The sequence below is a fragment of the Actibacterium ureilyticum genome, from assembly GCF_002285435.1.
GTDB lineage: Bacteria > Pseudomonadota > Alphaproteobacteria > Rhodobacterales > Rhodobacteraceae > Actibacterium_C > Actibacterium_C ureilyticum.
The window spans coordinates 24,386-39,101 of record NZ_NSBT01000043.1 but is presented as its reverse complement, the minus strand read 5'-3'; the positions used below and the strand labels follow the sequence as shown (position 1 = coordinate 39,101).

Genomic DNA, 14,716 nt, shown 5'->3' with positions numbered 1-14,716 from the left:
GACCGCCCGACCTTCAACTCGGAAAGCGGAAAAGTAGATCCCGGCAATCGGTCGAAATCAGACCAGTTCGTTCGCCGACGCTGTCACCTCGTTTACCCACGCCATCAGCGCTGCGGTTTCGGACGGCAACTGGATTGCCATCCCTTCCGCGAAACTCTCGAAGGCCGGTCGGTTGAGCGCATTGAGGCCGACCAGAACGGGGATCTCCATCGCAACCGCCTCGGCGATCACGTCGCGGAACCCCCGCCCCTCCGCCTCGTGCTTTCCGAACTTGTTGACGATCAGCAGGTCCGCGCCGGATGAGAGGCTGACCTTGACCAGACCGACCGCCGTTTCCAGCGCGGCAGGGTCGAGGCGGCACCCTCGCGCCTGCGGGCCAAGATCCTGGCTGATGCGCAGAACGGGACCATCGGGCAGGACCCGCACATCCATGTCGCAGGGGCCGGCATCGGCGCGCTCGCTGTTGATCTGGACGGTGCCACAGCATCTGAGGCCCCGGGCTGCAAGGTCCGCTGCCAGCCGTTCAAGCACCAGATCCGTATCGCCGCGTCCTGGCGCCATCGTGTAGGCGAGTTTCATGTCTGGGCTCCTTCAGGATTGGCAGAAAGGTTGGAATTCGACCAGCGCACTGGCTGGCAAGGATTCGACGTCGGCGGGCAGGAACATCAGCCCGTCCGCGAGGGAAAGCAGGCCGACACGGGCCGAATGAGTGGCATCCTCGAAACAGACGATCTCGCGACCTTGGGCATCGAAACCGGTCAGCGTGGCAGGTCGGAGTTCGCAGCGCCCGGGCTTGCGGCGGATCGGGCCTGCGGTCACGACATGCCGCCGGGTTGCGGTGGCTCCCTCGCCGCTCAGGGCACGGATCAACGCCAGCCCGAAGACCTGCCACGTGACGAAGGCTGATACCGGGTTGCCGGGCAAGCCAAGCCAGTGCGCCTTGCCAATGCGCCCGGCCGACACCGGCTTGCCCGGTTTGATCGCAACGCCGCTGAACAGGGTTTCGCCTCCGAGTGCCATGATGGCCGACTTCACATGATCTTCTTCGCCCACCGAGATACCGCCCGTGGTGATGACCAGATCGGCCTGCGTCGCCATGTCGCCCAATTGACGGACAAGACCGGCAAGGTTGTCGGCACTATGAGCCGAGGCAACGACGTCCACATCCGCAGCTGCAAGGCCTGCCGTCAGCATCGGTGTGTTCACGTCCCAGATCTGGGCTTCCTCGCGCGCGCCCCCGGCGCGGCGTACCTCGTCGCCGGTGACAAGCAGTGCCACGCGCAGCCTGCGCCGAACGCGCAGGATGCCTGCACCGGCGGCGGCACAGGCGGCGATCTCTCGAGGACCGAGCCTGCGACCGTTCTCGAGGACGGTCGCGCCCTTCGCCATATCGCTGCCTGCGCGGCGGATGTTCAAACCTGGTTCAGGTCGGCGGGACAGATGAACCACGTCCCCGTTACGCTCAACTTCCTCCTGCATCACCACCGCGTCCGCGCCACCCGGGACTGGCGCGCCCGTAAAGATTCGGGCCGCCACCGCTCCTGCAACCGGCGTCGTCACCGCCTGCCCGGCAGGCACGCGCGCAACAACCCGCAGCACCCAGGGACCGGCGCCAGTGAGGGCCGATGTCGCGATCGCATAACCATCCATCGCCGCATTGTCGAAAGCCGGTGCCATGGATCGGGACCGGACCGGCTGAGCGAGAATGCGGCCAAAGACGTGGTCGAGCGACAAGGCCTCGGTCCGGCCGACCGGTGCTACATGCCCTGCAATCCGGGCCAGTGCCTCGTCGATGCTGATCAGCGAGTGAAGCATGTCCTGACTGTCACAGCCGCAGCCCGGAGACGCGATGGCTTGATGGATGGTCATTGTGCTGCCTCTTCGGCGGACTGGGTAGGCTGGAAATGCCCGGGCCCGATGCTGCAATCGAGGTCGCGCAGGCGCCCGTCCTTGAGCCCGTAGATCAGGCCGTGCACGCGGACATCAGCTCCGCGGCGCCATGCCCTCTGAAGGATCGGCGTTTCGCAGACACGCCGAACGCCTTCGACGACGTTCAGTTCGGCCAGCCGGTCACGTTGTCCTTCGAGGTCGGGTTCGCGCCCCAAATCGACCGCGTAAGCGCGGGCCAGGCGCCGGATCGGCTCGAGCCAGTGATCGGCCAGACCGTGTGGCAGATCCTCGGTTGCGGCCTTCACACCGCCACAGCCGTAATGGCCGCAGACGATTATCTCGCGGACTCTCAGCGCCTCAACTGCGAATTCCAGTGCTGAGAGGAGGTTCATGTCGCTGGAATGAACTACATTGGCGACGTTGCGGTGGACAAACACCTCTCCTGGGTCGAGGCCCGCGACTACATTTGCGGGAACGCGGCTGTCTGAACAGCCGATCCAGAAAAATTCTGGTTCCTGTATTTCTGCGAGACGGGAAAAATATCCTGGATCAGCTTCATGCTGTTCACCGGACCATGCAATGTTATTGTTGATCAGCGTTTCCAGCATTATTCAGGCCTGCATGTCTTCGATGCGGCGCCTGATCATCGCGTTCCGCAACTGAACGATATCATCATTGGTCAACCGGACCCGTGCCAAGGGAAGAATGATTGCGTTTTCGACCAGCAGGTGTCTACGCAAGCGATCAGCAAATTCTCGAAGATCGTCCGCCTCGGGCTCTGTGGCCGCACGCTCGTCGTCCCGAATACTTGCCAGATGCGACTTCAAGAGGGGAAGCATACCAGAGAGCAATACGTGCTCGTCCTTCAGCCGGTCGAGAGTCGAAGCAATGTTGTCTTCCGGCAAGCATCTTTTGAGAAGCAATTCACGGAGGTCATCGTCTTCATCGTGAATCAGCAGGCCGATTTCATGTTCCAAGAAGGAGATGATCCTGGATAACTGCACTCGATCTGGCACTTCTGCTTGCGCGAGATGGTCAATTGACTCACAGACCGACCGCATGTGCATATGGTCTTCCTTGATGAATTCAAGAGGGTTTTCCATCAGTTCGAGGTTGGTCGGCTCAATATCGACGTTGCCTCGGCGGATGTTCGACAATTCATTCTTCATGATGACCTCCCGGTCTAGACTGATTGAAGATCCGCGCCAGAAATGGTGGCCGTCGCGACCAAACGTGTGACAAAGGACCGGGCCTCACGGGCCCAAGCCGCCTTTTCCATTGCCTCTGCGAGTTTGGGACGCACGATTTCAAACGGCAGCTCGGCACCGTCTGCGATGGCGTCCATGCGGATGATGTGCCAGCCATAGCGAGTGAGGACGGGCTGGGCGGTAATTTGCCCTTCAGTGAGTTTGCGCAACGCCTCTTCAAATTCCGGCACGGTATCGCCGGGCCCCACCTGACCCAAGGCACCGCCGGATGATTTCGAGCCGCAATCGCTATTGTCCTTCGCGAGCTTCGCAAAGTCGCTAGGGTTGGCGCTTGCGCGATCGGCAAGATCGGTCGCACGGGCTTTGGCCGCTTTCTTTTGTTTATCATCGCGAGGGTCGCAGGCACACAGAATATGCGAAACCTCCCAAAGTGGCGGCGACCGAAAGCGGGAGGGATCGCGGGTCCATTCCTTGTACACAGATTCGTCCGATGGCGGTGCAACGCTTAGGGCAGTTTCGAGGAGATCCCTTATGAGGGCCTCCTCGTCTGTCTCGAACCGGCCCGGATCGACCTCCAAAGGCACCGGCTGCAAGTCGCGTCGGCGCGCTTCTTGTAACAGCAGGGTCCGCACCGCCACAGCATTGGCCGCTTTGCGCCAGGCAATGCCGGGTTTTCCTTTCGGTGCGTCGTGGTTTTGTGCCTCGGCAGCGATTGCCGCCGAGGGGATGGTTTCGCCGTTCACGACGACATCGGGAAACAGGGCCACGTTCATCTGGCTTACTCCGCTGGCGTCGTGGCGGAAGGACCGCGCTTGGCTTGCACCTTGTCATAGGCGCGGCGGCGTTCTTCGAGCGGGCGATGCCGCCGCGAACGGACAAGCTGATAGCCTGCCCGCAAGAACAGATAACGCAGCGGTGCGAAGATGCCCGAAGCGATATGGACCAGCCTTGTAAACGGGAAGACTAAGAAGATCGTCAGCCCTAGGAACAGGTGCAGCTTGAAGATCAGGGCCACATCCTCGATTTGCGCCGCAGCGCCGGACCGGAAGGTGAATATGCCCTGTGCCCAGGACATGAACTTAGTCATTTCGTGACCGTCGAGATGCTGGAGCGACACGAACACCGTCCCCAAACCAAGCACCAATTGTGCCAGCAGCAGCGCCAGAATGGCGATGTCAGCAAAGCTGGACGTCTTGCGAATGCGCGGGTCGGTCCAGCGGCGGTGCATGAGCATCCCACCGCCCACGAGGGCCATGACACCGGCGATGCCGCCAGCGATCACGGCCAGAAGCTGCTTTGCCCCGTGGCTGATGCCGATGGCGTCGAAGATTGCGATTGGGGTCAGCAGGCCAACGAGATGTCCGACAAAGATCACCAGGACACCAACATGAAACAGGATCGAACCGATGATCAACTGCTTGCGGCGTAGCATCTGGCTCGACGAGGATTTCCACGTAAAGGGGTCACGTTCGTAGCGCACGACCGATCCGATCAGAAGAACGGACAGCGCGATGTAAGGATAAATCCCAAAAAGAAAGTTATGCATGTCTGCCTCCATTATTCGGTCACGAGCTGCGCATCCGTCGCGCGGCGGCTCGGTTTGTCCATCGCCGCGAGCATGTCGCGGACTTGCGGGCAACCTGCGTTCGGATCGGGGCCGAACGCAACTTCGGTTTCCTCCCAAACGGCATCGAGCGCCGCGAGATCGGTCGGGTCATCATCGGGCTGGGCCAGCATGTCGGCCACCGCTTCGGCGTCGGCCTGCGTGTCGGCGAGCTGGGAAAGCGCGGCGAACGCGGCAGCATACCCGCTGTCGCGCCGGACAAGCCGGGCCGCGAGAGCATCGAGGATATGCGCCGCGTCCGCCAAGGTTTCCTGCACTTCTGCGAAGGGACGCGTCGACAGGAATTCCAGCAACACCGGCAAGTGATCCGGCAGTTCCGAGGTGGCGGGCTCGAACCCGCCCGCCCGGTAGGTCTCGATCAGGCTGACCATTGCGCCGCCGCGGTCCCGGCTTTCGCCATGAACGTGCTCGAAGAGATTGAGCGATAGCGTTCGCGACCTGTCGAAGAGCATCACATAGCTCTCCTGCAGATCGTAGAGATCGGCGTCTGCGAAGCCATTGGTCAACGAGCGCAGCGCAGCCCGTGTCTCGGCGGTGATGCGGCGATCGTCAGCAAGGACGGCTCCGATGTCGGGCATCGCCTCCTGAAGTTCCCGCGAGGGATAGCTCAGGATCAGCGACAGGGCTTTCAGGGAACGGTCCAGCATCAGAAAGTCTCCTGCGGAAGGGCGAATTTCTTCTTCTTGCCGCCGAAGAGCGTCGTCTTGCCGCTTTCTCCGGTGGAACAGCCGTTGCCATCGGTGAAGCCGCAGCCGCCGCGAATATCGGCGCCATGCTCGTTCTGTTCGCGGTGCGCCGTGGGGATCGCGAAACGATCCTCGTAATCGGCGATAGCCATGATCTTATACATGTCCTCGATCACCCGGCCGGACATGCCGACCCGGGCGGCGATCACCTCGTCCCGCACGCCGTCAACGCTGAGGGCCCGCATGTAGAGCCGCATCGCCGACATGCGTTCGAGAGCGTGAACGATCGGCTCCTCGTCGCCCGCCGTCAGCATGTTGGCGAGGTATTTGACGGGGATGCGCAGGGACCGCACGTCGGGCATCTGGTCGCTCATCGCGATCTGTCCGGCCTGAGCGGCATTCTGGATCGGGCTGAGCGGCGGGATGTACCACACCATTGGCAGCGTCCGGTATTCCGGGTGCAGCGGGAAGGCGACCTTCCAGTCCATCGCCATCTTCCAAACCGGGCTTACCTTCGCCGCCTCGATCCAGTCCTCCGGCACGCCGTCGCGGCGGGCGGCGGCAATCACCTCGGGGTCGTTCGGATCGAGGAACACATCCAGTTGCGCGCCGTAGAGATCGGTCTCGCGCTCGGCGCTGGCCGCAGCTTCGATCTTGTCTGCGTCATAAAGGATCACGCCCAGGTAGCGAATGCGCCCGACACAGGTTTCTGAACAGACCGTGGGCTGGCCGGACTCGATCCGCGGATAGCAGAAGGTGCATTTCTCGGATTTGCCGGTATCCCAGTTGTAATAGACCTTCTTGTAAGGACAACCCGAGATGCACATCCGCCAGCCGCGGCACTTCTCCTGATCGATCAGGACGATGCCGTCCTCCTCGCGCTTGTAGATGGCACCCGAGGGACAGGACGCCGAGCAGGTCGGGTTGAGGCAATGCTCGCAGAGCCGCGGCAGATACATCATGAAGGTGTTTTCATACTCTCCATAGATGTCCTTCTGCACCTGATCGAAGTTGTAGTCCTGAGACCGCTTCGAGAATTCGCCGCCGAGAATTTCCTCCCAGTTCGGACCCTTCTCGATCTTCTCCATCCGCTCGCCCGTAATCTTCGACCGGGGGCGCGCAGTCGGGAACGCGGTCATGTCGGGCGCGGACTTCAGGTGGTCGTAGTCGAAATCGAACGGTTCGTAGTAGTCGTCGATCTCGGGCATCGACGGGTTGGCGAAGATGTTCGCCAGAATCCGCCATTTGCTGCCCTGCTTGGGATGCAGCTTGCCCGAGGCAGAGCGGACCCAGCCGCCGTTCCAGCGCTTCTGGTTTTCCCAGTCCGTCGGATAGCCGGTGCCGGGCTTGGTCTCGACGTTGTTGAACCACGCGTATTCGACACCTTCGCGCGTCGTCCACACATTCTTGCAGGTGACCGAGCAGGTGTGACACCCGATGCATTTGTCGAGGTTCAGGACCTTTCCGATTTGTGCACGAACTCTCATTCCGCTGCCTCCACGTTCTGGGTTGCGGACCGGCTTGCGGGTTTGTCGAGCCAGTCGATCTTCTTCATTTTCCGCACGATCACGAACTCGTCGCGGTTGCTGCCCACGGTGCCGTAGTAGTTGAAGCCGTAGGACAGCTGCGCGTAGCCGCCGATCATGTGCGTGGGTTTCAGGGTGGCGCGGGTTACCGAGTTGTGGATGCCGCCGCGATTGCCGGTCTTTTCCGAACCGGGCGTGTTCACGATCTTTTCCTGCGCGTGATACATGAACAGCGTCCCCTGCTTGATCCGCTGGGACACCACCACCCGCGCGGTCAGCGCGCCGTTCGTGTTGTAGGCCTCGACCCAGTCGTTATCGACCAGCCCGGCCTTCTTCGCGTCCACCTCGGACATCCAGACCACCGGGCCACCCCTGTTCAGCGTCAGCATCAAGAGGTTGTCGGTGTAGGTGCTGTGGATGCCCCATTTCTGGTGGGGCGTGATGAAGTTCAGCACCACGTGCGGGCTGCCCTCGGCCGCGTCGTTGTTGACGGCCGCGGTGATGGTCTTCAGGTCCACCGGCGGGCGATAGCTGACGAAACCCTCGCCGAAGGCGCGCATCCATTCGTGATCCTGATAGAGTTGCTGGCGGCCCGTCAGGGTGCGCCACGGGATGAGTTCGTGGACGTTGGTGTAGCCAGCGTTGTAGCAGACCTCCTCGCTCTCGATGCCTGACCATGTGGGCGACGAGATGATCTTGCGCGGTTGCGCGGCGATGTCGCGGAAGCGGATCTTGGTGTGATGGGCGCCCTCCGCGAGGTGGGCATGGTGCTGCCCCGTGGGCTTCTCAAGTTCTTCCCAGGCCTTCACGGCCACTTCGCCGTTGGTTTCCGGGGCGAGCATCAGGATCATCTCGGCCGCGTCGATGGCGGTTTCGAGTTTCGGCTGGCCCTTGGACACGCCCTCGTCCAGCACGACCCCGTTCAGGTCGCGCAGATGCTTGACCTCGGTCTTGGTGTCCCAGTTGATCCCCTTGCCACCGTTGCCGAGCTTTTCCAGCAGCGGCCCGACCGAGGTGAACTTCTTGTAGAGGTTGGGATAATCCCGCTCGACCGCGATGTAGTTCGGCGCAGTCTTGCCGGGGATCAGGTCGCATTCGCCCTTCTTCCAGTCCTTCACATGGGCCTGTGCCAGTTCGGCGGCGGTGTCATGGAGAAGCGGCAGCTGGACGATGTCGGTCTCCACGCCGAGCACCTCGGGCGCCACTTCGCTGAACTTCCGGGCGATCGACTTGAAGATCTCCCAGTCCGACTTGCTTTCGTAGGCCGGGTCCACCGCCGCCTGAAGGGGGTGGATGAACGGGTGCATGTCCGAGGTGTTGAGGTCGTCTTTTTCGTACCAGCTGGCCGTCGGCAGGACGATGTCGGAATACACCGCCGTCGTGGACATGCGGAAGTCGATGCAGACCAGCAGGTCGAGCTTGCCCTTCGGCGCTTCGTCATGCCAGACGGCCTCCTTCGGCATCACGCCGCCTTCCTCGCCAAGGTCCTTGCCCATCACCCCGTGGTCGGTGCCCAAGAGGTGCTTGAGGAAGTACTCGTGTCCCTTGCCGGACGACCCCAGCAGGTTCGAGCGCCAGACAAACAGGTTGCGCGGCCAGTTTTCCGGGGCGTCCGGATCCTGACACGACATTTCCAGATCGCCGGATTTCAGCTGTTCGGCGACGTAGTCCTTGATCTCCTTCCCAGCCTTCTTTGCGGCTTTCGAGACTTCCAGAGGATTGGTCTTGAGTTGCGGGGCCGAGGGCAGCCAGCCCATCCGTTCGGCCCGGATGTTGTAGTCGATCAGGGAGATGTCCCAGTCGCCTTCGGGCGCCGTGGGCGACAGGATTTCACCGGCGCGCAGCGTCTCATAGCGCCACTGGTCGGTATGCGCGTACCAGCAGGAGGTGGAGTTCATGTGCCGCGGCGGGCGGTTCCAGTCGAGCGCGAAGGCAAGGGGCTGCCATCCGGTCTGCGGGCGCAGCTTTTCCTGCCCCACGTAGTGCGACCAGCCGCCGCCCTCCTGCCCGATGCAGCCGCACATCACCAGCATGTTGATGATGCCGCGGTAGTTCATGTCCATGTGGTACCAGTGGTTCAGACCGGCCCCGAGGATGACCATGGACTTGCCATGGGTCTTTTCGGCGTTGCCGGCGAATTCGCGGGCGACCGCGATGATTTTCTCCCTCTCAACGCCGGTGATCTTTTCGGCCCAGGCGGGGGTGTAGGGACTGTCGTCGTTGAAATCCTTGGACACCCAGTCACCACCAAGACCCCGGTCGAGCCCGTAGTTGGCGCAGAAGAGGTCAAAAACGGTGGCAACCAGCGCCTCGGACCCGTCGGCGAGTTTCACGCGGCGCGCCGGAATGTTCCGGGTCAACACCTCGGGGTGATCGCATTTCACGAAATCGCCCGTGGCCGCACCGCCGAAATAAGGGAAGTCGACACCGACAACCTCGTCGTGGTCGCCGTCGAGGATCTGGCTCAGGCGCAGCTTGCTTTCAGCGCCCTTCGCTTTCTCTTCGAGGTTCCACTTGCCTTCTTCGCCCCAGCGGAACCCGATGGACCCGTTGGGCGCGACGATCTGGCCCGACGCCTCGTCGTAGGCGACCGTCTTCCAGTCGGGGTTGTTGGCCTCGCCCAGCTTGCCGTCGAAGTCGTCGGCGCGCAGCATCCGGCCCGGCACCAGATGCCCGTCCTTTTCGTCGAGCCGAACGAGCATCGGCATGTCCGTGTACTTGCGGGCATACTCCTCGAAATACTCGGCCTGCCGGTCGAGGTGGAATTCGCGCAGGATCACGTGACCCATCGCCATTGCCAGCGCCGCGTCGGTGCCCGCCTGCGGGTTCAGCCAGATGTCGCCGAACTTGGCGGCTTCCGAATAGTCGGGGCTGACCACGGCCGACTTGGTGCCGCGATAGCGGACCTCGGTGTAGAAATGGGCGTCGGGTGTCCGGGTCTGGGGCACGTTCGAGCCCCAAAGCATCAGGAAACCTGCATTGTACCAGTCGGCCGATTCCGGAACGTCGGTCTGTTCGCCCCAGGTCTGGGGGGAAGCTGGCGGCAGGTCGCAGTACCAGTCGTAGAACGACATGCAGGTGCCGCCCAGCAGGCTCAGGTAGCGTGAACCGGCGGCGTAGCTGACCATCGACATGGCCGGGATCGGCGAGAAGCCGAACACGCGGTCGGGCCCGTAGGTCTTGGCCGTGTAGGCGTTGGCGGCGGCGATGATCTCGGTCGCTTCGTCCCAGGTGGCCCGCACGAAGCCGCCTTTGCCCCGCGTTTTGTTGATCGAATTGCGCAGGGCGGGATCGCCCTGGATCGCGGCCCAGGCGGCCACCGGCGTCATCGTCTCGCGCATCTTTCGCCACGCCCGCATCAGCGCACCACGGATCAACGGGTTCTTCACCCGGTTCGCGGAATAGAGATACCAGCTGTAGGAGGCTCCCCGCGCGCAGCCGCGCGGTTCGTGGTTGGGCAGGCCCGCACGGGTGCGCGGATAATCGGTCTGCTGCGTCTCCCAGGTGACGATGCCGGACTTGACGTAGATCTTCCACGAACACGACCCGGTGCAGTTCACCCCGTGCGTCGAGCGCACGATCTTGTCGTGCCGCCAGCGGTTTCTGTAGGTGTCTTCCCAGTCGCGGTTCTCGCGGGTGGTCTGACCCCAACCGTCGGAGAATTGCTCCAGTTCCTTGCTCTGGAAGAAGTTCAGTTTGTCGAGCAGATGGCTCATTGGGCTGTCCTTTCGGGTGTCTGGGTCCGGGCGGCGAGCTCCGCCGCCCGGGAAATCAACTGAATCATTCAGCGGGCTGGGCTGCGGTGCCCTTCGGCGTACGGCCATGTTCGATGTCGTGGAGAAGGCCGCCGGGGCGCGTGTAGACCACCCAGGTGATGACGACGCAGATCACGTAGAAGATCAGGAAACCCCACAGTGCCCCAACGGCAGACCCGGTCATCGCGATTGACGTCCCGTAGGCCTTGGGGATGAAGAAGGCGCCGTAAGCCGCGATGGCCGAGGTGAAGGCCACGATCGCGCCGGACTCCATCGCGATCTGACGCTTGCGCTCTTCAGCACCCAAATGCGGCATCAGGCGCGGAATTTCGCGGCCCATGATGACCGGGATCATCTGGAAGGTGGAGGCGTTGCCGACACCGGTCAGGAAGAACAGGGCCATGAAGCAGGCGAAGAAGCCGACGAAGGAGCCCAATCCAAGGAAGCTGATCACACCGAAGGTGGCAACGATCATCAGGGCGAAGGTCCAGAAGGTCACGCGTCCGCCCCCGAACTTGTCCGAGATCCAGCCGGTGGCAGCGCGGCTCAGCGCCCCCACGAGTGGCCCAAGGAACACGTAGTTGAGTGCGTTCACTTCGGGAAAGGCCAAGCGCGTCAGCAGAGGGAAACCCGCCGAGTAGCCGATGAAGCTGCCGAAGGTGCCGGTATAGAGAATGCACATCAGCCAGTTCTGCTTGCGTCCGAAGATCACCGCCTGGTCGGCAAAGCTGGCGCGTGCATCTGCGATGTCGTTCATGCCCAGCCAGGCCGCGATGGTCGCTGCGAGGATGAAGGGCACCCAGACGAAGCCTGCGTTCTGCATCCACAGCTGACCGCCGTCGGACATGGTCTGCGGTTGCCCGCCAAGTGCCCCGAAGACACCCGCCGTGATGACGATGGGCACAAGGAACTGCATGACCGACACGCCGAGGTTCCCAAGCCCGGCGTTCAGCGCCAGCGCGTTGCCCTTTTCGGCCTTCGGGAAGAAGTACCCGATATTGGCCATCGAAGAGGCGAAGTTGCCGCCGCCAAACCCGCACAGAAGGGCCAGGACGAGGAAGATCAGGTAAGGCGTCTCGGGGTTCTGCACCGCGTATCCGATGCCCATGGCGGGCAGCAGCAGCGAGGCGGTCGAAAGCGTCGTCCAGAGCCGCCCGCCGAAGATCGGCACCATGAAGCTGTAGAAGATGCGCAGCGTCGCGCCCGACAGTCCCGGCAAGGCCGCTAACCAGAACAACTGGCCCGGGGTGAAGTCGAACCCGATGGCGGGCAAACGTGCCACGACCACCGACCACACCATCCAGACCGAGAAGGCCAGCAGAAGCGCGGGGATCGAGATCCACAGGTTGCGGCGGGCAACGGCACGGCCCTTTTCGGCCCAGAATTGTTGGTCCTCCGGCCGCCAATCCTCCAGCACGCGCGGCATGGCGGTGCGTTCGGGGTGGTGAATGTCCTGCATCTCGGGCAGCTGTGGCAACTGGTCGAGCACTTCGCCATGCGCAGCGCGCTCCATCGCGCGGATCGACAGGTGCATCCAGGTCAGAGCGATGGCGACCAGTCCGAAGAGCAGCGCGAAGCATGACGTGTAGATGCCCGTGAGATCGAGAAGTGCGCCGAAGGCGATCGGCAGCATGAACCCGCCAAGGCCCCCGATCATGCCGACAAGCCCGCCGACGGCACCCACATGTTTGGGGTAGTAGACCGGGATGTGCTTGAAGACAGCCGCCTTGCCGAGGCTCATGAAGAAGCCCAAAGCGAAGAGCGTGACGATGAAGGGCCAAAGACCCATTTGTGTCGAGAAGGCGATGGCGCCGTCCTTGCCCTGGATGACGTAGTCCGTGGGCGGGTAGCTCAGCATGAACAGGAACAGCAGCGAAAAGCCGAAGGTCCAGTACATGACCCGGCGGGCGCCGAACTTGTCCGACAGCACGCCGCCATAGGCCCGGAACAGCGAGGCCGAGAGGCTGAAGGACGCCGCCGCCATACCAGCGAAGCGCACGTCGATGCCGTAGACGTCGATCAAGTAGTGCGGCATCCAGAGCGCCAGCGCGACGAAGGCACCGAACACGAAGAAATAGTAGAGCGAGAAGCGCCAGACCTGAAGGTTCTTCAGCGGCGCGAACTGCTGTGCCAGCGACGGTGCCTTGGTGCCGGTCTTGCGGCGCTCCACAAGCTCAGGGTCATCCTTGGCGAGCAGGAAGAAAAGCACCCCGATGATGGCCAGCCCCGCCGCCCAGACATAGGCCACACCGTGCCAGCCATAGGCGACCATGACGAAGGGAGCGACGAACTTGGTGACCGCGGCGCCAACGTTACCCGCGCCGAAGATACCCAACGCGGTCCCCTGGTGGCCAGCGTCATACCAGCGGCTGACATAGGCCACGCCGATAATGAACGATCCGCCAGCGAGGCCGATGCCGAGCGCCGCGATCAGATACATGATGTAGCTGTCGGCCAGCGTCAGCGCCCATGTGGCCAGCGCCGTCAGGATCATCTGGCTCGAGAACACCAGTCGCCCGCCGTATTTCTCGGTCCAAACGCCGAGAAACAGGCGGGTGAGCGATCCGGTCAGGATCGGGGTGGCGACCAGCAGGCCGAACTGGGTGTCATTCAGGCCAAGCTCGGCCTTGATGGCGACACCGATGATGGAAAAGATCGTCCAGACCGCGAAACAGGCGGTGAAGGCGATCGTGCTCAGGCTCAGGGCGCGTGTCTGATCGGCGCGTGAGGCTGTGGCTACAGTCTGCATGGCGGGTCTCCGGCAAGAATAGCGGTTCACCCCTTTGAGGGGATCAGTGCCAGACCTGACGCGACGGCGACGCTCGTGACTTGATCTAGATCACAAAATCTGGAAAAAGGTAACGAAATAAATGGCTTACAGAAATATGTCATCCGGTGCGCGGTCGCAGATCAAGGCTGCGGTCGCGAAGGTCAACCGACGGGTTGACATATATCAATTGATTTGGTGACAATTGTTGAGCGCGCAAAGTCGAAGGGGGACCGACATGCCCGATTCCGAATACCGGGATATTCGAAAACTCGATCTCTTTGCGCAGATGGCGGATGATAATTTCACATCCTTGATGCGTGGTGCCTATGTGCAGAATTTTCCTGCACAGATTGAATTGATCACTGAAGGAGAACCGAGCGACTTTCTTCACATCGTCATTTCCGGCTCGGTCGATCTGTTTTCAACCTGGAATGGCCGAGAGACCAGCATGGCGACTGTCCGCCCGATCTCGACCTTCATTCTAGCGGCGACCATCAAGGATGCGCCCTACCTGATGTCGGCCCGCACGTTGGAGAAAAGCCGGATCGCGCTGATCCCCAGCCAGGACGTTCGTGCGATCTTCGATGCCGACATGAACTTTGCGCGTGCGGTCGTCACGGAACTGGCGCAGTGCTATCGCTCGGTCATCAAGGCGCAAAAGGATCTGAAACTCAGAACGTCGCTCGAGCGGCTTGCGAACTATCTGCTCAGGCAGCAAAGGCACGCCGGCGGCGCGGCAGCATTCGAGCTTAGCTTCGAGAAGCGACGCCTTGCCTCCGTGCTCGGCATGACACCTGAAAACCTCAGCCGCGCCTTCAAGGGCCTGCAGCCCTATGGCGTTTCCGTGACCGGCACCCGTATCTCCATCGACAATCAGGCGGACCTTGAGCGCTTTGCGAAACCAAATCCACTGATTGATGACTTTTCAACCTGAGGGACTGACAGATGACAAAATCCATGCCCGGTGCCGCCGGAGATCTCGCCGAGGAACACCCTGATGTCTGGAAGGCCTATGCTGCCTTGGGCAAGGCAACGGCCGATTGCGGCCCCCTGACAGACCGCGAGAAGCGCCTCGTCAAGCTCGCCCTCGCGATTGGCGCGGGCTCCGAAGGCGCGGTCCATTCCCACACCCGGCGCGCCAGATCGGAAGGGATTGAGGCTGAGGCGATCATGCAGGTCGCGATGCTGGCCATCGGCCCGCTTGGGCTGCCGCGGGCCGTCGCCGCGAAGACCTGGATCGAAGACATCAAGGATTGA

Annotated in this window: 12 protein-coding genes; 2 read left to right on the top strand and 10 right to left on the bottom strand. The window is 62.2% G+C overall.

What is annotated here, in order from left to right; translation table 11 throughout:
- Positions 1–57: 57 nt before the first annotated feature.
- The 10 genes from CLM60_RS20235 to CLM60_RS20190 all read right to left on the bottom strand — a co-directional run bounded on the left by CLM60_RS20235 (position 58) and on the right by CLM60_RS20190 (position 13,438).
- The gene (locus tag CLM60_RS20235) at positions 58–579 is read right to left on the bottom strand and encodes a DUF2478 domain-containing protein (RefSeq protein WP_095590957.1); all 522 of its coding nucleotides are present in this window, start codon (positions 577–579) and stop codon (positions 58–60) included.
- Between the two features lie 12 nt (positions 580–591).
- Complete coding sequence (locus CLM60_RS20230) at positions 592–1,869, bottom strand: molybdopterin molybdotransferase MoeA (protein WP_095590956.1); 1,278 nt, start codon at positions 1,867–1,869, stop codon at positions 592–594.
- Complete coding sequence (locus CLM60_RS20225) at positions 1,866–2,498, bottom strand: carbonic anhydrase (RefSeq protein WP_095590955.1); 633 nt, start codon at positions 2,496–2,498, stop codon at positions 1,866–1,868. Before CLM60_RS20225 ends, CLM60_RS20230 begins: the two co-directional genes overlap by 4 nt.
- Before the next feature lie 3 nt (positions 2,499–2,501).
- Positions 2,502–3,059, bottom strand: a complete 558-nt coding sequence (locus CLM60_RS20220; RefSeq protein ID WP_095590954.1) for a hemerythrin domain-containing protein — start codon at positions 3,057–3,059, stop codon at positions 2,502–2,504.
- 14 nt (positions 3,060–3,073) lie between these two features.
- Positions 3,074–3,871 carry a peptidylprolyl isomerase gene (locus CLM60_RS20215; RefSeq protein ID WP_095590953.1) on the bottom strand — a complete coding sequence of 266 codons (798 nt, stop codon included), beginning with the start codon at positions 3,869–3,871 and terminating at the stop codon, positions 3,074–3,076.
- A 5-nt stretch (positions 3,872–3,876) separates the two neighbouring features.
- Complete coding sequence (gene narI / locus CLM60_RS20210; RefSeq protein WP_176473943.1) at positions 3,877–4,644, bottom strand: respiratory nitrate reductase subunit gamma; 768 nt, start codon at positions 4,642–4,644, stop codon at positions 3,877–3,879.
- 11 nt (positions 4,645–4,655) lie between these two features.
- Complete coding sequence (narJ, locus tag CLM60_RS20205; protein ID WP_176473942.1) at positions 4,656–5,369, bottom strand: nitrate reductase molybdenum cofactor assembly chaperone; 714 nt, start codon at positions 5,367–5,369, stop codon at positions 4,656–4,658.
- Positions 5,369–6,895, bottom strand: coding sequence for a nitrate reductase subunit beta (narH, locus tag CLM60_RS20200; protein ID WP_095590951.1), 1,527 nt, complete (start codon positions 6,893–6,895; stop codon positions 5,369–5,371). Before narH ends, narJ begins: the two co-directional genes overlap by 1 nt.
- Complete coding sequence (locus CLM60_RS20195; protein WP_095590950.1) at positions 6,892–10,650, bottom strand: nitrate reductase subunit alpha; 3,759 nt, start codon at positions 10,648–10,650, stop codon at positions 6,892–6,894. Before CLM60_RS20195 ends, narH begins: the two co-directional genes overlap by 4 nt.
- Before the next feature lie 64 nt (positions 10,651–10,714).
- Positions 10,715–13,438, bottom strand: coding sequence for a nitrate/nitrite transporter (locus tag CLM60_RS20190; RefSeq protein ID WP_095590949.1), 2,724 nt, complete (start codon positions 13,436–13,438; stop codon positions 10,715–10,717).
- 256 nt (positions 13,439–13,694) lie between these two features.
- Here CLM60_RS20190 and CLM60_RS20185 point away from each other — a divergent pair, with 256 nt between their 5' ends.
- Together CLM60_RS20185 and CLM60_RS20180 are read left to right on the top strand one after the other, a co-directional pair.
- Positions 13,695–14,393, top strand: coding sequence for a cyclic nucleotide-binding domain-containing protein (locus CLM60_RS20185; protein WP_095590948.1), 699 nt, complete (start codon positions 13,695–13,697; stop codon positions 14,391–14,393).
- A gap of 11 nt (positions 14,394–14,404) precedes the next feature.
- Positions 14,405–14,716 carry a carboxymuconolactone decarboxylase family protein gene (locus CLM60_RS20180; RefSeq protein ID WP_095590947.1) on the top strand — a complete coding sequence of 104 codons (312 nt, stop codon included), beginning with the start codon at positions 14,405–14,407 and terminating at the stop codon, positions 14,714–14,716.

Excerpts from the sequence above, each read along its gene's own strand:
- CLM60_RS20235 (WP_095590957.1), bottom strand. The coding sequence starts at position 579 with ATGAAACTCGCCTACACGATGGCGCCAGGACGCGGCGATACGGATCTG.
- CLM60_RS20230 (WP_095590956.1), bottom strand. The coding sequence starts at position 1,869 with ATGACCATCCATCAAGCCATCGCGTCTCCGGGCTGCGGCTGTGACAGT.
- CLM60_RS20225 (WP_095590955.1), bottom strand. The coding sequence starts at position 2,498 with ATGCTGGAAACGCTGATCAACAATAACATTGCATGGTCCGGTGAACAG.
- CLM60_RS20220 (WP_095590954.1), bottom strand. The coding sequence starts at position 3,059 with ATGAAGAATGAATTGTCGAACATCCGCCGAGGCAACGTCGATATTGAG.
- CLM60_RS20215 (WP_095590953.1), bottom strand. The coding sequence starts at position 3,871 with ATGAACGTGGCCCTGTTTCCCGATGTCGTCGTGAACGGCGAAACCATC.
- narI (WP_176473943.1), bottom strand. The coding sequence starts at position 4,644 with ATGCATAACTTTCTTTTTGGGATTTATCCTTACATCGCGCTGTCCGTT.
- narJ (WP_176473942.1), bottom strand. The coding sequence starts at position 5,369 with ATGCTGGACCGTTCCCTGAAAGCCCTGTCGCTGATCCTGAGCTATCCC.
- narH (WP_095590951.1), bottom strand. The coding sequence starts at position 6,895 with ATGAGAGTTCGTGCACAAATCGGAAAGGTCCTGAACCTCGACAAATGC.
- CLM60_RS20195 (WP_095590950.1), bottom strand. The coding sequence starts at position 10,650 with ATGAGCCATCTGCTCGACAAACTGAACTTCTTCCAGAGCAAGGAACTG.
- CLM60_RS20190 (WP_095590949.1), bottom strand. The coding sequence starts at position 13,438 with ATGCAGACTGTAGCCACAGCCTCACGCGCCGATCAGACACGCGCCCTG.
- CLM60_RS20185 (WP_095590948.1), top strand. The coding sequence starts at position 13,695 with ATGCCCGATTCCGAATACCGGGATATTCGAAAACTCGATCTCTTTGCG.
- CLM60_RS20180 (WP_095590947.1), top strand. The coding sequence starts at position 14,405 with ATGACAAAATCCATGCCCGGTGCCGCCGGAGATCTCGCCGAGGAACAC.